Below are 16,052 nucleotides of genomic sequence, written 5' to 3' on the forward strand. Positions count from 1 at the left end.
CGATCACGGTGCCTCGCCCGGGAGCGATGGCGCCGCCGCAGGCATGCGTGGCGGCCTGGTGGAGTTCGCCACCCGCCGCCGCGTCACCATCGCCATGTGCACGGTCACCCTGCTGCTGTTCGGCCTGATCGCACTGGGCAACCTCAAGGTCAACCTGCTGCCCGACCTCAGCTATCCGACGCTGACCGTACGCACCGAGTACACCGGTGCGGCGCCGACGGAAATGGAAACCCTGATCACCCAGCCGGTCGAAGAAGCCGTGGGCGTGGTCAAGAACCTGCGCAAGCTGAAGTCGGTCTCGCGCACCGGCCAGAGTGATGTGGTTCTCGAGTTCGCCTGGGGCACCAACATGGACCAGGCCAGCCTGGAAGTGCGCGACAAGATGGAAGCGCTGAACCTGCCCCTGGAAGCCAAGGCGCCGGTGCTGCTGCGCTTCAATCCCTCCACCGAGCCGATCATGCGCCTGGTGCTGTCGACCAAGGTCGCGCCTGCGACCGACGAAGAAGCGATCCGTGAACTGACCGGCCTGCGTCGCTATGCCGACGAAGACCTGAAGAAGAAGCTGGAGCCGGTTACCGGCGTGGCGGCGGTGAAGGTTGGCGGTGGCCTGGAAGACGAGATCCAGGTCGACATCGACCAGCAGAAACTGGCCCAGCTCAACCTGCCGATCGACACCGTCATCAAGCGCTTGAAGGAAGAGAACATCAACATTTCCGGCGGCCGCCTGGAGGAGGGCTCGCAGCGCTTCCTGGTGCGCACCGTCAACCAGTTCGCCGACCTGGAAGAAATCCGCAACCTGCTGGTCACCACCCAGTCCGCCAACGGCAGCGCGGCCGACTCGGCGCTGCAGCAGATGTTCAACATCGCTGCCTCTACGGGCTCGGCTGCAGCCGTCGCCGCCGCGTCCGCTGCACAGAGCGCTTCCTCGGGCGGCGCCTCCAGCGTGGTCGCCAACGGCGTGCCGGTGCGCCTGAAGGACGTGGCCACCGTGCGCCAGGGCTACAAGGAACGCGAAGCGGTCATCCGCCTGGGCGGCAAGGAGTCGGTCGAACTGGCGATCTACAAGGAAGGCGACGCCAATACCGTGGCCACCGCCGAAGCGCTGCGCAAGCGTCTGGAGCAGATCAAGGCAACGTTCCCGGCCGATGCCGAACTGACCACCATCGAAGACCAGTCGCGCTTCATCGAGCATGCCATCGCCGACGTCAAGAAAGACGCGGTGATCGGTGGCCTGCTGGCGATCCTGATCATCTTCCTGTTCCTGCGCGACGGCTGGAGCACGTTCGTGATCAGCCTGTCGTTGCCGGTCTCGATCATCGCCACGTTCTTCTTCATGGGCCAGCTTGGCCTGAGCTTGAACGTGATGTCGCTGGGCGGCCTGGCACTGGCCACCGGCCTGGTGGTGGATGACTCCATCGTGGTGCTGGAGAGCATCGCCAAGGCGCGCGAACGCGGCCTGGGCATCCTGCAGGCGGCGATCGCCGGTACCCGTGAAGTGAGCATGGCCGTGGTCGCCTCGACCCTGACCACCATCGCGGTGTTCCTGCCGCTGGTGTTCGTCGACGGCATCGCCGGCCAGCTGTTCCGCGACCAGGCGTTGACCGTGGCCATCGCCATCGCGATTTCGCTGCTGGTGTCGATGACCCTGATTCCGATGCTGAGCTCGCTGAAGGGCCGGCCGCCGCTGGCCTTCCCGGAAGAAGCCGCAGCCGAGCCGTGGCAGCCGCAGAGCCGCTGGCAGAAGCCGGTCGCACTCGGCCGTCGTGGTGTGGTGGCGACGATGCGCTGGAGTTTCTACGCGCTGGCATGGCTGGTGGTGCGCCTCTGCCGTGGCGTGGCTGCAGTGGTCGGCCCGGTGATGCGCAAGGCCAGCGACATCGCCATGAAGCCGTACGCCGGTGCCGAACGTGGCTACCTGCGGCTGCTGCCGGGTGCGTTGGCCCATCCCGGCAAGGTGCTGGGCCTGGCCGCACTGGCGTTCGTCGGCACGATGGCGCTGGTGCCGATGCTCGGCGCCGACCTGATCCCGCAGCTGGCGCAGGACCGTTTCGAAATGACGGTCAAGCTGCCGGCCGGCACGCCGCTGAAGCAGACCGATGCGCTGGTGCGCGAGCTGCAGCTGGCACACGGCAACGGCGAAGGCGTGGCCTCGCTGTACGGCGTCAGCGGCAGCGGTACCCGCCTGGATGCCAGCCCGACCGAGAGCGGCGAGAACATCGGCAAGCTGACCATCGTGATGGAAGGCGGCGGCAACCCGCAGACCGAAGCGGAGATCACCGAGCGCCTGCGCGACACCATGGGCCAGCACCCGGGGGCGCAGGTCGACTTCGCGCGGCCGGCATTGTTCAGCTTCTCCACGCCGCTGGAAATCGAACTGCGTGGGCAGGACATGGCAACCCTGGAAGTGGCTGGCCAGCGCCTGGCGGCGCTGCTGCGCGGCAATGCGCACTACGCCGACGTCAAATCCACCGTGGAAGAGGGTTTCCCGGAAATCCAGATCCGCTTCGACCAGGAGCGCGCCGGCGCACTGGGCCTGACCACGCGGCAGATCGCCGATGTGGTGGTGAAGAAGGTGCGCGGCGATGTCGCCACCCGGTACAGCTTCCGCGACCGCAAGATCGATGTGCTGGTGCGCGCGCAGGAAACCGATCGCGCCAGCGTGGAGAGCATCCGCCGGTTGATCGTCAATCCGGGCAGCAGCCGTCCGGTCACCCTGGATGCGGTAGCCGACGTGGTTGCCACCACCGGCCCCAGCGAGATCCATCGTGCCGACCAGACCCGGGTGGCCGTGGTCTCGGCCAACCTGCGCGACATCGACCTGGGCGCGGCCATGCGCGAAGTACAGCAGATGGTGTCCGAACAGCCGCTGGGGGCAGGCGTGGGCCTGCACATCGGCGGCCAGGGCGAGGAACTGGCACAGGCGGCGAAGTCGCTGATCTTCGCCTTCGGCCTGGCGATCTTCCTGGTCTACCTGGTGATGGCGTCGCAGTTCGAATCGCTGCTGCATCCGTTCGTGATCCTGTTCACCATCCCGCTGGCGCTGGTCGGCGCGATCCTGGCGTTGATGCTGACCGGCAAGCCGATTTCGGTGGTGGTGTTCATCGGCCTGATCCTGCTGGTCGGCCTGGTCACCAAGAACGCGATCATCCTGATCGACAAAGTCAACCAGCTGCGCGAGGCCGGCGTGGCCAAGCACGAGGCCTTGGTGGAAGGTGCGCGTTCGCGCCTGCGGCCGATCATCATGACCACCCTGTGCACGCTGTTCGGCTTCCTGCCGCTGGCGGTGGCGATGGGCGAGGGCGCCGAAGTGCGCGCACCGATGGCGATCACCGTGATCGGTGGCCTGCTGGTGTCGACCCTGTTGACCCTGCTGGTGATCCCGGTGGTGTACGACCTGATGGACCGCCGCGGCGATGCCTACTACCGCGAACGCGGTCGCAAGCATGCCGGTGAGGGCCTGCACGGTGCCGAGGGCAGTGCGTCGGGTGCGGAGGAGCCGGCATGAGCGTTGCCGAGTTCTCCATCCGCCGCCCTGTCACTACCATCATGTGTTTCGTGTCGCTGGTGGTGGTCGGCCTGATCGCCTCGTTCCGGCTGCCGCTGGAAGCGCTGCCGGACATCTCCGCACCGTTCCTGTTCGTGCAGATTCCCTACACCGGCTCCACCCCGGAAGAAGTCGAGCGGACCATCATCCGGCCGGTGGAGGAGTCGTTGGCGACGATGACCGGCATCAAGCGCATGCGGTCGTCGGCGACCTCCGAAGCTGCGTCGATCTTCATCGAGTTCAGCGACTGGGATCGTGATATCGCCATCGCCGCTTCGGACGCGCGCGAGCGCATCGACGCGATCCGCAGTGATTTGCCTGACGACATGCAGCGCTATAACGTGTTCAAGTGGTCCAGCAGCGACCAGCCGGTGCTGAAGGTGCGCCTGGCCAGCACAACCGACCTGACCACTGCCTATGACATGCTCGATCGCGAATTCAAGCGGCGTATCGAGCGGATTCCGGGCGTGGCCCGGGTCGAGATCACCGGCGCGCCGCCGAACGAGGTGGAGATCGCGATCGATCCAAACCGCCTGAACGCCCACGGCCTGAGCATCAATGAGCTGAGCGATCGGCTGCGCACGCTGAACTTCTCCATCTCGGCCGGGCAGATCGATGACAACGGCCAGCGCGTGCGCGTGCAGCCGGTGGGCGAGATCACCGATCTGCAGGAAATGCGTGACCTGGTGATCAATGCCAAGGGGCTGCGCCTGGGTGACATTGCCGATGTGCGGCTGAAGCCGGCGCGGATGAGCTATGGCCGCCGTCTGGATGGCAATCCTGCCGTCGGCCTGGACATCTACAAGGAACGCAGCGCCAACCTGGTGGACGTCTCGCGCGGCGCGCTTGCCGAGGTTGAGGCGATCCGCGCGCAGGCGTCGATGCGCGACGTGCAGATCAAGGTGATCGACAACCAGGGCAAGGCGGTGACCTCGTCCCTGCTGGAGCTGGCCGAGGCCGGCGGCGTCGGCCTGATCCTGTCGGTGACGGTGCTGTTCTTCTTCCTGCGCCATTGGCCGTCCACGTTGATGGTGACCCTGGCCATTCCGATCTGCTTCACCATCACCCTGGGCTTCATGTATTTCGCCGGCGTCACGCTCAACATCCTGACCATGATGGGCCTGCTGCTGGCCGTGGGCATGCTGGTCGACAATGCGGTGGTGGTGGTCGAGAGCATCTACCAGGAGCGTGAGCGGCTGCCGGACCAGCCACGTCTGGCCTCGATCATCGGCACCCGCAACGTTGCCATCGCGCTCAGCGCCGGCACCTTGTGCCACTGCATCGTGTTCGTGCCCAACCTGTTTGGTGAAACCAACAACATCAGCATCTTCATGGCGCAGATCGCGATCACCATCTCGGTCTCGCTGCTGGCCTCGTGGCTGGTGGCGGTCAGCCTGATCCCGATGCTGTCCGCACGCATGGCCACGCCGAAGCTGGTGCACTCGCAGACCGGCGTGATCGCGCGCCTGCAGCGCCGCTACGCGCAGCTGCTGGACTGGTCACTGCGCCATCGCGGCTGGAGCCTGCTGGGCATCCTGCTGGTGGTGCTGGTCAGCCTGGTGCCGATGAAGCTGACCAAGATCGACATGTTCGGTGGCGACGGCGGCAAGGACATCTTCATCGGCTACATGTGGAAGGGCGCCTACACCTACCGGCAGATGTCCGAGGAAGTGGCCCGTGTCGAAGCCTGGATCGAGCAGAACCGCGAGCGCCTGCACGTGCAGCAGGTCTATTCCTGGTACAGCGAACAGGAAGGCAGCTCCACCGTGGTCACCCTGGACGAGAAGTACGCCAAGGACATCAAGGCGCTGCAGGAGGAACTGCGCAAGGGCCTGCCGAAGTCCGCGCGCACCGACTACTTCGTCGGCAACCAGGGCGGTGATGGCGGCGGTGGCGGCAACCAGGGCGTGCAGGTGCAGCTGGTCGGCGACTCCAGCGCGATGCTGCAGGAGATCGGCCAGGAAGTGCTGCCGCTGCTGGCACAGCGCGCCGAGCTTCGCGATGTCCGCATCGACAACGGCGAGAAGGGCGGCGAGCTGAAAGTGCACGTCGACCGTGAGCGTGCAGCGGCGTTCGGATTCAATGCCGAGCAGGTTGCCAGTTTCGTTGGCCTGGCGCTGCGTGGTGCACCGATGCGCGAGTTCCGTCGGGGCGACAACGAAGTGCCGGTATGGGTACGCTTCGCCGGTGCCGAACAGAGCAGCCCCGAAGACCTGGCCGGTTTCAGCGTGCGCACCGGCGATGGCCGCAGCGTACCGCTGTTGAGCCTGGTCAGTGTCGACGTGGGTTCCTCGGCGACCCAGATCGGCCGCACCAACCGCCAGACCACGTTGACCATCAAGGCCAACCTGGCCGAGAAGATCACCGCGCCGGACGGCCGCAAGGCCATGGAAGCAGTGCTCAAGCCGATGAACTTCCCGGCCGGCTACGGCTTCACCTTCGATGGCGGTGACTACGGCGATGACAACGAGGCGATGCAGCAGATGGTGTTCAACCTGCTGATCGCGCTGGTGATGATCTACGTGGTGATGGCTGCGGTGTTCGAATCGTTGCTGTTCCCGGCGGCGATCATGAGCGGCGTGCTGTTCTCGATCTTCGGCGTGTTCTGGCTGTTCTGGATCACCGGCACCTCATTCGGGATCATGTCCTTCATCGGCATCCTGGTGCTGATGGGCGTGGTGGTGAACAACGGCATCGTGATGATCGAGCACATCAACAATCTGCGCCGGGGCGGGATGGGCCGTACCCGGGCGCTGGTGGAGGGCTCACGCGAGCGTCTGCGCCCGATCATGATGACCATGGGCACGGCGATCCTGGCGATGGTGCCGATCTCGCTGACCGATACACAGATGTTCGGCAACGGGCCGGAGTACTCGCCGATGGCGCGTGCGATTGCCGGTGGCCTGGCGTTCTCTACCGTAGTCAGCCTGCTGTTCCTGCCGACGATCTACGCGGTGCTTGATGACCTGCGCAATGCGGTGGTGCGGCTGATCCAGCGCGCTCGCGGCCGCGAGGTCGTGGCGGGAACCCCGGTGTAGGTGTAGCGGTCGAGCTTGCTCGACCGCAGGGGCGGAAACGTGTTGTGGTGGGGGGAGACCGGTCGTAGTGGGGCGGTCTCCCCTTTTTTTCGCCGGGCATGGCCCGGCGCTACCATCGCCGTGGGTGTAAATGACGTGCCAACCAAGGTTGGCACCTACCGGTAGCGCCGGGCTATGCCCGGCGAGGCAGCGATCAGCTCGCCACCTTGCTCCACACCTTTGGCACCTACCGGTAGCGCCGGGCCATGCCCGGCGGGGCAGCGATCAGCTCGCCACCTTGCTCCACACTTTGCCTGCGGTCAGCCACAGGCCCAGCATGCTGCCCAGGTTGGTCAGCATGAAGGTCAGCACCACGCGGGTGACACGGTTGCGGTACCAGCCCTTCAACGACTGTGCATCGTCACGCAGCTTGAGGAAATCCTCGTAGGTCGGCTTGCGCAGGCGCGCTTCCACCAGTGCCGCGAATGCGCCGGTGGGGATGCTCAGGCGGAACGGTTTGAACGGCGCCACCACGATCGCGGTGAGGATGCTCAGCGGGTGGCTGCCGGCCACCAGGCAGCCCAGGCCAGCCAGGCCGCCGGTATACATCGCCCAGGTCGCCAGCAGTTCGGTGCCCACGCCCAGCCCACCACGATAGAAGCCGACACCGATGCCGGTGGCCACGATGGCGAGGATCGCCAGGGTGAACCATGGGATGTTGCGCTTCTTCGGCACCGCTTCCAGCTGCTCGCGCAACGGCGCAGGCGCCTCGGTATCGGTTTCCAGGTAACGCGCCAGGCCCGCCAGATGGCCGGCGCCGACCACCGCCAGCACTTCGCGCTGCTGCGGATCATGCGCTTCACGCAGGCGCGTGGCCATGTAGCGGTCGCGCTCGCCGATGATGGTTTCGTACAACGCCGGGTTCTCGCTGGCGAACTCGCCGAAGCTCGATTCCAGCATGTCGCCCTGCTTCAGCTTCTCGATCTCGTCTTCGCCGACATCCTCGGACGAGAACAGGCCGGCGCCGAGCCCGGCGACCAGCTTCAGCTTGCCGAAGAAGCCCAGTCGCTGCGAAGCACGACGGAATGTCAGGCCGACTTCGCGGTCGATCAGGTGCACCGGCAGGTTGCGCTCGCGCGCCAGGTCCACCGCACGCTTGAGTTCGGCGCCCGGCTCGATGCCGAGCTGTTCGGCCAGTCGGCGCTGGTAGGCCGACAACGCGAGGTTGGCCGCGAACAACGCGACGCGGCCCTTGCGGATCACTTCCACCAGGTCCAGTTTGGCCAGCGTGTCCGGGTCGCTCAGCGCCTGCAGGCGCTGCGGGTCCAGCTCGACGGCCACCGCATCGAAACGTCCGCTGTCGATGGCTTTCTCCACCGCCTCGACGCTGGCATGGGAGACGTGGGCAGTGCCCAGCAGGGTGTAGCGCACGCCATCGCGCTCGACGACGCGCACGGGCTGGCCGGCAAACAGATCGTCGCCGGTTTCGGGAAGGGTTTCGGTCATGGAATCATTCATTGGAAGGAGCGGAATCGGCGCCATCGCCGAGCGCGCGCTGCATCTGTACGGTGTCCAGCCAGCGGCCATGCTTGCGGCCGAGGCCACGGAACACGCCCACCAGCTGGAAACCGAAGCGTTCGTGCAGCTTGATGGAGGCCGTGTTGGTCGGCTCGCCGATCACCGCCACCATCTGTCGATGGCCGCGCGCGGTGCACGCATCGATCAGTGCCTGCAGCAGGCTGGTGCCGACGCCACGGCCCTGAAAGCGGGCATCGACATAGACCGAGTTCTCAACGGTCCACTGGTAGGCGATGCGCGTGCGGTAGGTATTGGCATACGCATAGCCGGCAACCTGGCCGTCGACCTCGGCCACCAGGTAGGGGAAGCCGCGGTCGATGATGTCGCGCATGCGGCGCAGCATCTCGGCCTGGTCGGGAATCTCGTACTCGTAGGTGTTGACGAAGTCGGTCACTTCCACCGCGTAGATCGCGGTGATCGCAGCGATGTCGGCAGGGCCGGCATCACGGATGAGTACGGCCATGCGCGGGCTCCGGGTCAGTCGATGTAGCGCTTGAGCAGGTCGCCGTAGGCGTCGATGCGACGATCACGCAGGAACGGCCAGATGCGGCGCACGTGTTCGCTGCGCTGCAGGTCGACCTCGCACATCAGGATGGTCGCGTCGGTGCCGGCTTCGGCCAGGAACTCGCCCTGCGGGCCCAGCACGTGGCTGTTGCCCCAGAACTGGATGCCCGAGGCGCCCAGCGGCGAAGCCTCGTGGCCGACGCGGTTGCAGCTGAGCACCGGCACGCCGTTGGCTACGGCATGGCCACGGTGACTCAGTACCCAGGCGTCGCGCTGGCGGGTCTTTTCGTCCTGCACATCATCCGGGTCCCAGCCGATCGCGGTGGGGTACAGCAGCAGCTCAGCACCGGCCAGCGCCATCAGGCGCGCTGCTTCCGGGTACCACTGGTCCCAGCACACCAGCACGCCGAGGCGGCCGACCGAGGTGTCGATCGGCTTGAAGCCGATATCGCCCGGGGTGAAGTAGAACTTCTCGTAGAAGCCCGGGTCATCGGGAATGTGCATCTTGCGGTACTTGCCCAGCAAGGTGCCGTCCTTCTCGAAGACCACGGCGGTGTTGTGGTACAGGCCGGCAGCGCGGCGCTCGAACAGCGAGCCGACCAGCACCACGCCATGCTTCTTGGCCAGCGCGCCCAGGCGCTCGGTGCTCGGGCCCGGAATCGGCTCGGCCAGGTCGAACTCGTCCACCGATTCGTGCTGGCAGAAGTAGGGACCGTTGTGCAGTTCCTGCAGCAGCACCAGCTTCGCGCCCTGTGCCGCGGCGTCGGCAACACGCGCTTCGATCACCGCCAGGTTGGCGGCGGCATCACCGTGGTTGCGCTCCTGGATCAGGGCGACGGTAAGGGGGCTGCGCGAGTTCATGCGGGGCGATCCTGCGGGGGAAAACCCGCATGTTAACGCGGATGCGCCACGACAGCGTGTTGGCTGCTGAATGGTGCACGCAACCGGTAGCGCCGGGCCCTGCCCGGGCGGGATTTTCCAGATGCCGCCGCGCTCGCCGGGCATGGCCCGGCGTTACCGCGTGGCTTATGCCTTCAACAGCCCGGCCGGCAGCTGCATGGTGATGCAGTGCAGGCTGCCGTTCTGCCAGATCAGCGAGCGGCAGGGCACCTGCACGATCTCGCGGCCCGGGTGGGCCTGTGCCAGCACGTCGCGGGCCAGGTCATCGGCCGGGTCGCCATAGGCCGGCATCAGCACCGCACCGTTGACGATCAGGTAATTGGCATACGAAGCGGCCAGGCGGCGGCCTTCATCGATCACCGGCTGTGCCCACGGCAGCGGGAACAGGCGGTATGGCTTTCCGTCAGCCGTGCGCAGTGCGGCCAGCTCGGCGCCCATTGCCTGCAGCTCGGCGTAATGCGAGTCGCTGGCGTCGTCGCAGGCCTGGTAGACGATGCTGTCGGGCGAGGCGAAGCGGGCGAGGGTGTCGATATGGGCGTCGGTGTCGTCGCCTTCCAGATAGCCATGATCCAGCCACAGCACGCGCTTCTGCTGCAGCCAGTCGGCCAGGTCGGCGCTCAGGCTGTCGCGGTCGCGGTCGGGATGGCGCTCGTGCAGGCACTTCCAGGTGGTCAGCAGGGTGCCTTCGCCATCGGTCTCGATGCCACCGCCCTCCAGCGCGAACGGAATGCTGCGCACCGTCGCGTCGTTGAACACGCCCGCCTGGTCGAGCGCTCCGACCAGCTGGTCGTCCAGGGTGGCGTCGAACTTGCCGCCCCAGCCGGTGAAGCGGAAGTCCAGCAGCTGGAAGCTGCCGTCGGCGCGGCGCAGGGTGATCGGGCCCGAATCACGCAGCCAGGTATCGTCGTAGGCGGCGGTGGTGAAGTGGACCTTGTCCATGTCGATGCGGTTGGAGCGCAGCCGCATCTCGGCGTAGGTCTCCACGTCATCGTCGGCCACGCAGATCAGCACCGGCTGGAAGCGGGTGATCGCTGCAACCAGGGCGATGTAGGTCTCTTCCACCTGGCCCAGGCGGTCGGCCCAGTCGGTGTCGGCGGTGGGCCAGGCAATCAGGACGCCGCTCTGGGCTTCCCATTCGGCAGGAAAACGAAGGGTCTGGTTCATGGTCTCGCTACACGCGCCCGCCGGGGGCGGGCATGGGGGTCAACGGATCGGCGGCTTGGGGCCGATTTCGTTCGGATCCGCCTGGTTTGCCACCACGTCGATCACCTTCTGCTTCTCGAAGTAGACGGTGAACTGCGGGTACACCCAGCGGTGGATGGTCGGCCATTGCCGTTTCTGCCCGCCGCGCGGCTGCAGCTGCTCTGCCGGCGCGCCGAACTGCGACTGCACCTGCTGCATGCTCTGGCCGCGGACGGGCAGGGCGCCGGCCGGCTTTTCACGGGCGCGGTCGACAAGCAGGGTATCGGCCAGCGCCGGGTTGGCGGCAGCCAGGGTGGCCAGTACGGCCAGGGTGCACAGGTAACGCATCATCTCGATCTACTCCCCAGTGGTCAAGAACAGCGATTACAGCAAAAACGGCAGGAAAAAACCGCATAAACAAAAAACCGCCCGAAGGCGGCTTTTTGCATCGGGTCGGCCCCGCGTGGGGCCAGCCGCGGTCACAAGGACCGTTGGGCTCAGCGCTGACGCGCCTTGAAACGCGGGTTCGACTTGCAGATGACGAAGATCTTGCCACGACGACGCACGACCTTGCAGTCACGGTGACGGGCCTTCGCCGACTTCAGGGAGGACAGAACTTTCATGGCATACCTCGGCGTAAACAGTAGTTGTTCGGGTGGAGCGTGGCCGCGATATGCGAAAGACAATCGGCAGTGGACGCTCGTTCAAGCCCGCCATTCTACCGGGCTTTTCCCCATGGTTTCAAGTGGTTGCACAAAAGGCCCGTTGCGGGGTGTCCGGCAGGGGCTAGAATGCCCCCTTCACACGCGCAAGGACCCCCATGAATCCACTTGTTCCCGTCCTGACCATCGACGGCCCGTCAGGGGCCGGCAAGGGTACCATCAGCCGCATCGTGGCGCGCCGGTTGGGCTGGCACTATCTGGATTCGGGTGCTCTGTACCGCGCTGTCGGCGTGGCGGCCAGCTGGGCCGACATCGACACCTCCGATGCCTCCGCGCTGGTGCGCTGCACGTTTGACACCCATGTCCAGTTCGTCGAGCAGGGCGATGCCATGCGGGTGCTGGTCAATGGCACCGACGCTACCGACGAGCTGCGGCTGGAGACCACCGGGGCGCTGGCGTCGGCAATTGCCGCCATTCCCGAGGTCCGGGCCGCCCTGAAGGAGCGCCAGCGCGCATTCAGGATGGAGCCGGGGCTGGTCGCCGACGGCCGCGACATGGGCACGGTGATCTTCCCGGACGCCCCCTATAAGGTCTTCCTGACCGCCAGTGCCGAGGAGCGCGCCGAGCGCCGGCATAAGCAGTTGAAAGACAAGGGGGTTTCTGTTAACTTTGATGACCTCCTGCGCGAGATCATGGCCCGCGACGCCCGTGATGCTCAGCGTACCGTGGCGCCCCTGAAGCCGGCAGACGATGCTGTCCTCATCGACACCACAGGCATCGGCATCGAAGATGTCGTTGCCAGAGTGATGGATCTGCTTCCGGTTCCGGCTGCCTGATCCGTTCGCGCGGGAGCTCTGCCAGCAGCATCGGTGGAGGTCGCGTATCTGCAGTGCTGTAAAAGCTCCGTCGCGCAATGATGCGTGGCGGTTTTCCTACTTCCACACACGACCTGCATTTCCGGGGTCGACCAACAGGCGGGCGGTAGCCATTCCCTGAAGGGAAGCCAGCCGACCCATGTGTCCAACAGAGTAAATCTAATGACCGAATCATTTGCCGAACTGTTTGAAGCCAGCCAGGCCAACCTGGCCAAGCTGAAGCCGGGCGCCATCGTCAGCGGTACCGTTGTTGAAGTCCGCGGCGACGTCGTGGTGATCAACGCCGGGCTGAAGTCGGAAGGCATCGTGCCGATCGAACAGTTCCGTAACGACGCCGGCGAAATCGATGTTGCCGAAGGCGACATCGTCAAGGTCGCCCTCGACTCGATCGAGAACGGCTTCGGTGAAACCGTCCTGTCGCGCGAGAAGGCCAAGCGCGCGATGGTGTGGGACGAGCTGGAAGAAGCGTTGGAAAAGAACGAAACCATCACCGGTCGCATCAGCGGCAAGGTCAAGGGTGGTTTCACCGTGGACATCAAGGATGTCCGCGCCTTCCTGCCGGGTTCCCTGGTCGATGTGCGCCCCGTGCGCGATCCGGCCTACCTGGAAGGCAAGGAGCTGGAATTCAAGCTCATCAAGCTTGACCGCAAGCGCAACAACGTCGTGGTCTCGCGCCGCGCTGTCGTCGAAAGCGAGCACTCGGAAGAGCGCGAGCAGCTGATGGACAAGCTGCAGGAAGGCGCGATCCTGAAGGGTGTCGTCAAGAACCTGACCGATTACGGCGCATTCGTGGACCTGGGCGGCATCGACGGCCTGCTGCACATCACCGACATGGCATGGAAGCGCGTGCGCCATCCGTCCGAAGTCGTCAATGTCGGCGACGAGCTGGACGTGCGCGTGCTGAAGTTCGACCGCGAGCGCAACCGCGTTTCGCTGGGCCTGAAGCAGCTGGGCGAAGATCCGTGGGATAACATCGCCCGTCGTTACCCGGCCAACAGCCGCGTGTTCGGCAAGGTCTCCAACGTCACCGATTACGGCGCGTTCGTCGAGATCGAGCCGGGCGTCGAAGGCCTGGTGCACGTCTCGGAAATGGATTGGACCAACAAGAACGTCAACCCGTCCAAGGTTGTGCAGGTCGGTGACGAAGTTGAAGTCATGGTCCTGGACGTCGACGAGGAGCGTCGCCGCATCTCGCTGGGCATGAAGCAGGTTGCCGCCAATCCGTGGGAAACCTTCGCTGCCACCCACAAGAAGGGTGACAAGGTGTCGGGCCAGATCAAGTCGATCACCGACTTCGGCATCTTCATCGGCCTGGACGGCGGCATCGACGGCCTGGTTCACCTGTCCGACATCAGCTGGGCGACCACTGGCGAAGACATCGTTCGCAACTTCAAGAAGGGCGACAACCTGGACGCAGTGGTCCTGGCCGTCGATCCGGAGCGCGAGCGCATTTCGCTGGGCGTCAAGCAGCTGGAGCAGGATCCGTTCGGCCAGTACATGGCGACCAATCCGAAGGGCTCCAAGGTCGAAGGCGTGGTGAAGGAAGTCGACGCCAAGGGCGCGATCATCGAGCTGGCCGACGGCATCGAAGGCTATGTTGCAGCTCGCGACATCGCCAACGAGCGTGTTGACGACGCAACCCAGCACCTGAAGGTCGGTGACAAGGTTGAAGCCAAGTTCGTGGGCATGGATCGCAAGGGTCGTACCCTGCAGCTGTCGATCAAGGCCAAGGACGACGCGGAAATGCGCGAAGTGCTGGAGGAATACCAGTCCTCTTCGGCATCCAGCGGCACCACCCAGCTGGGCGCGCTGCTGCGTGCACAGCTGAACGGCAACAAGTCCGAGTAATATCGGCCTTACGCTGTTCGTTGTTTCCTGGACGGCCCGGGCAATGCCCGGGCCGTTTCAGGCTGAGATGCCCCTGATGTGAGCCGGTAATGACCAAATCCGAACTGATCGAAATCCTCGCGCGCCGGCAGGCGCACCTGAAGGCCGATGATGTCGATCTGGCGGTCAAGTCATTGCTGGAAATGATGGGGGGCTCACTGTCGGCCGGTGATCGCATCGAGATCCGCGGCTTCGGCAGCTTCTCGCTGCACTACCGTCCGCCGCGCCTGGGTCGCAACCCGAAGACCGGCGAATCGGTTGCCCTGCCGGGCAAGCATGTCCCTCATTTCAAGCCGGGCAAGGAATTGCGCGAGCGGGTCAGCAGTGTGCTGCCGCTGGACGCAGATCCGGCCTGAGCCATCCGTCGCGCGACTTCGTGCGAATCCCACCACGAGTCGGATAAGCTACGGCCTCCTGCCAATGGAGCTGTCGCATGAAAGTTTTTCGTCTGCTGGTCCTGCTGGCGGTTCTGATCCTTGGTCTGATCATCGGTGCGGTCAACATGACGGCCATGTCGATCAACCTGCTGTTTACCCAGTTGAACACGTCCGTCGGTGTGGCGCTGATCGCCGCCCTGCTGATCGGTGTCGTGGTCGGCGCTGGCCTGGTGCTGGTAAGCGTGGTCATTCCGCTCTACGGCCAGCTGCGCCGAGCCAACAAGTCGGCGGCTGCGCCACCGGCGCCGGTGGCCCCCTCCCAATCTTCTGATGGACGTTGATCGACGATGGAATTCGTTTCCGAGTGGTTCTGGTTCTTCCTGTGCCTGCCGTTGGCGGCCCTGGCCGGCTGGGTGATCGGACGCCGCGGCGGTCAGCGCCACGGTGACAACCAGGTCAGCCACCTGTCGAGCACCTATTTCCGTGGCCTGAACTACCTGCTCAACGAGCAGCCGGACAAGGCCATCGAACTGTTCCTGCACATCGCCGAGCTGGACAAGGAAACCTTCGAGACCCAGGTTGCGCTGGGCCACCTGTTCCGGCGCCGTGGCGAAGTGGACCGCGCCATCCGCCTGCACCAGGGCCTGGTCAACCGCCAGGATCTGAGCGACGCGCAGCGCGTGCAGGCCCTGCTGGCACTGGGCGAGGACTACATGAAGTCCGGCCTGCTGGACCGTGCCGAAACCGTGTTCACCGAACTGGCACAGCTGGACCAGCGCGCACCGCAGGCGCTCAAGCACCTGATCGGCATCTACCAGGCCGAGCGCGACTGGGAAAAGGCGATCGACAACGCCACCCGCTTCGAAGATGTCACCGGCGAGCCGATGGGCAAGCTGATCGGACAGTTCGAATGCGAGCTCGCCGAGCGCTTCCGTGGCGCGGGCAAGCTGGAAGAGGCGAGGGCGGCCATTGCCCGTGCCTACCAGGCCGATGCCATGTCGGTCCGTGCCGGCATCATCGAGGGACGCCTGGAAACCGATGCCGGCAATGCCGAGGCTGCCGTGCGCGCCTTCGAACGTGCCGCCCGCAACGATCCGGAGTACCTGCCGGAAGTGCTGCCGGCGCTGATGGACAACTACCGCAAGGTCGGCGACCTGGGCGGCGCGCGCGCCTTCCTGTCCGAGATGACCGAGCATTACCGCGGCATCGCCCCGGTGCTGGCCCTGACCCGCCTGATGGAAGAGCAGGAGGGGGTCGCGCCCGCCCGTGCCTACCTCGGTCGCCAGCTCAAGGACCGCCCGTCGGTGCGTGGTGAATCGGCACTGATCGACCTCACCCTGGCCGAAGGCGCCGATTCCACCGCGACCCTGCACGACCTCAAGCACATTACCGACCAGCTGCTGGTGCGCAACCCCGCTTACCGCTGCACCCGCTGCGGGTTCGGCGCGCGCACCCACCATTGGCAATGCCCCAGCTGCAAGGAATGGGGTACGGTCAAGCCGCTGCTGAACTACGCGGTGCTCTGA

At 65.4% G+C, this 16,052-nt stretch carries 12 protein-coding genes and 1 pseudogene; 7 read left to right on the forward strand and 6 right to left on the reverse strand.

Going from position 1 to position 16,052, the window contains the following annotated elements:
* Window positions 1–49: 49 nt before the first annotated feature.
* Both D0Y85_RS08750 and D0Y85_RS08755 read left to right on the forward strand, forming a co-directional pair.
* A pseudogene (locus D0Y85_RS08750) lies at window positions 50–3,505 on the forward strand (efflux RND transporter permease subunit); the annotation flags it as partial.
* Window positions 3,502–6,582: an efflux RND transporter permease subunit gene (locus D0Y85_RS08755; protein WP_117310178.1), complete on the forward strand. Its 3,081-nt coding sequence runs from the start codon at window positions 3,502–3,504 to the stop codon at window positions 6,580–6,582. The pseudogene D0Y85_RS08750 and the gene D0Y85_RS08755, both read left to right, overlap by 4 nt.
* A 264-nt stretch (window positions 6,583–6,846) precedes the next feature.
* On the opposite strand, the gene D0Y85_RS08760 is transcribed toward D0Y85_RS08755, so the two are convergent.
* The 6 genes from D0Y85_RS08760 to ykgO form a co-directional block, all read right to left on the reverse strand.
* A complete protein-coding gene (locus D0Y85_RS08760) occupies window positions 6,847–8,079 on the reverse strand; it encodes a TraB/GumN family protein (RefSeq protein WP_032951769.1) in 1,233 nt (410 codons plus the stop codon).
* A complete protein-coding gene (locus D0Y85_RS08765) occupies window positions 8,072–8,602 on the reverse strand; it encodes a GNAT family N-acetyltransferase (protein ID WP_025875048.1) in 531 nt (176 codons plus the stop codon). Before D0Y85_RS08765 ends, D0Y85_RS08760 begins: the two co-directional genes overlap by 8 nt.
* A gap of 14 nt (window positions 8,603–8,616) precedes the next feature.
* A complete protein-coding gene (locus D0Y85_RS08770; protein WP_025875046.1) occupies window positions 8,617–9,504 on the reverse strand; it encodes a carbon-nitrogen hydrolase in 888 nt (295 codons plus the stop codon).
* Between the two features lie 165 nt (window positions 9,505–9,669).
* The gene (locus tag D0Y85_RS08775) at window positions 9,670–10,707 is read right to left on the reverse strand and encodes an agmatine deiminase family protein (RefSeq protein ID WP_117310179.1); all 1,038 of its coding nucleotides are present in this window, start codon (window positions 10,705–10,707) and stop codon (window positions 9,670–9,672) included.
* 39 nt (window positions 10,708–10,746) lie between these two features.
* Window positions 10,747–11,073 carry a hypothetical protein gene (locus D0Y85_RS08780; protein ID WP_229291377.1) on the reverse strand — a complete coding sequence of 109 codons (327 nt, stop codon included), beginning with the start codon at window positions 11,071–11,073 and terminating at the stop codon, window positions 10,747–10,749.
* Window positions 11,074–11,222: 149 nt separating this feature from the next.
* Entirely contained in the window at window positions 11,223–11,348 is a 126-nt protein-coding gene (gene ykgO / locus D0Y85_RS08785; RefSeq protein WP_005409283.1) for a type B 50S ribosomal protein L36, read from the reverse strand.
* 197 nt (window positions 11,349–11,545) lie between these two features.
* On the opposite strand from ykgO, the gene cmk reads away from it, so the two are divergent.
* From cmk to lapB, 5 genes are all read left to right on the forward strand, one after another.
* Window positions 11,546–12,223 carry a (d)CMP kinase gene (gene cmk / locus D0Y85_RS08790; RefSeq protein ID WP_049466145.1) on the forward strand — a complete coding sequence of 226 codons (678 nt, stop codon included), beginning with the start codon at window positions 11,546–11,548 and terminating at the stop codon, window positions 12,221–12,223.
* Window positions 12,224–12,424: 201 nt separating this feature from the next.
* Window positions 12,425–14,110 (forward strand): 30S ribosomal protein S1, encoded by a 1,686-nt coding sequence (gene rpsA, locus D0Y85_RS08795; protein WP_049466147.1) that lies wholly within the window; start codon window positions 12,425–12,427, stop codon window positions 14,108–14,110.
* An 89-nt stretch (window positions 14,111–14,199) separates the two neighbouring features.
* Window positions 14,200–14,505 carry an integration host factor subunit beta gene (locus D0Y85_RS08800; RefSeq protein ID WP_005409286.1) on the forward strand — a complete coding sequence of 102 codons (306 nt, stop codon included), beginning with the start codon at window positions 14,200–14,202 and terminating at the stop codon, window positions 14,503–14,505.
* 77 nt (window positions 14,506–14,582) lie between these two features.
* Window positions 14,583–14,867, forward strand: coding sequence for a lipopolysaccharide assembly protein LapA domain-containing protein (locus D0Y85_RS08805; protein ID WP_117310181.1), 285 nt, complete (start codon window positions 14,583–14,585; stop codon window positions 14,865–14,867).
* Window positions 14,868–14,873: 6 nt separating this feature from the next.
* Window positions 14,874–16,052 carry a lipopolysaccharide assembly protein LapB gene (lapB, locus tag D0Y85_RS08810; RefSeq protein WP_049466151.1) on the forward strand — a complete coding sequence of 393 codons (1,179 nt, stop codon included), beginning with the start codon at window positions 14,874–14,876 and terminating at the stop codon, window positions 16,050–16,052.

Source organism: Stenotrophomonas sp. G4, assembly GCF_003428825.1.
Classification (GTDB): Bacteria; Pseudomonadota; Gammaproteobacteria; order Xanthomonadales; family Xanthomonadaceae; genus Stenotrophomonas; species Stenotrophomonas indicatrix.

Excerpts from the sequence above, each read along its gene's own strand:
- D0Y85_RS08755 (WP_117310178.1), top strand. The coding sequence starts at position 3,502 with ATGAGCGTTGCCGAGTTCTCCATCCGCCGCCCTGTCACTACCATCATG.
- D0Y85_RS08760 (WP_032951769.1), bottom strand. The coding sequence starts at position 8,079 with ATGAATGATTCCATGACCGAAACCCTTCCCGAAACCGGCGACGATCTG.
- D0Y85_RS08765 (WP_025875048.1), bottom strand. The coding sequence starts at position 8,602 with ATGGCCGTACTCATCCGTGATGCCGGCCCTGCCGACATCGCTGCGATC.
- D0Y85_RS08770 (WP_025875046.1), bottom strand. The coding sequence starts at position 9,504 with ATGAACTCGCGCAGCCCCCTTACCGTCGCCCTGATCCAGGAGCGCAAC.
- D0Y85_RS08775 (WP_117310179.1), bottom strand. The coding sequence starts at position 10,707 with ATGAACCAGACCCTTCGTTTTCCTGCCGAATGGGAAGCCCAGAGCGGC.
- D0Y85_RS08780 (WP_229291377.1), bottom strand. The coding sequence starts at position 11,073 with ATGCGTTACCTGTGCACCCTGGCCGTACTGGCCACCCTGGCTGCCGCC.
- ykgO (WP_005409283.1), bottom strand. The coding sequence starts at position 11,348 with ATGAAAGTTCTGTCCTCCCTGAAGTCGGCGAAGGCCCGTCACCGTGAC.
- cmk (WP_049466145.1), top strand. The coding sequence starts at position 11,546 with ATGAATCCACTTGTTCCCGTCCTGACCATCGACGGCCCGTCAGGGGCC.
- rpsA (WP_049466147.1), top strand. The coding sequence starts at position 12,425 with ATGACCGAATCATTTGCCGAACTGTTTGAAGCCAGCCAGGCCAACCTG.
- D0Y85_RS08800 (WP_005409286.1), top strand. The coding sequence starts at position 14,200 with ATGACCAAATCCGAACTGATCGAAATCCTCGCGCGCCGGCAGGCGCAC.
- D0Y85_RS08805 (WP_117310181.1), top strand. The coding sequence starts at position 14,583 with ATGAAAGTTTTTCGTCTGCTGGTCCTGCTGGCGGTTCTGATCCTTGGT.
- lapB (WP_049466151.1), top strand. The coding sequence starts at position 14,874 with ATGGAATTCGTTTCCGAGTGGTTCTGGTTCTTCCTGTGCCTGCCGTTG.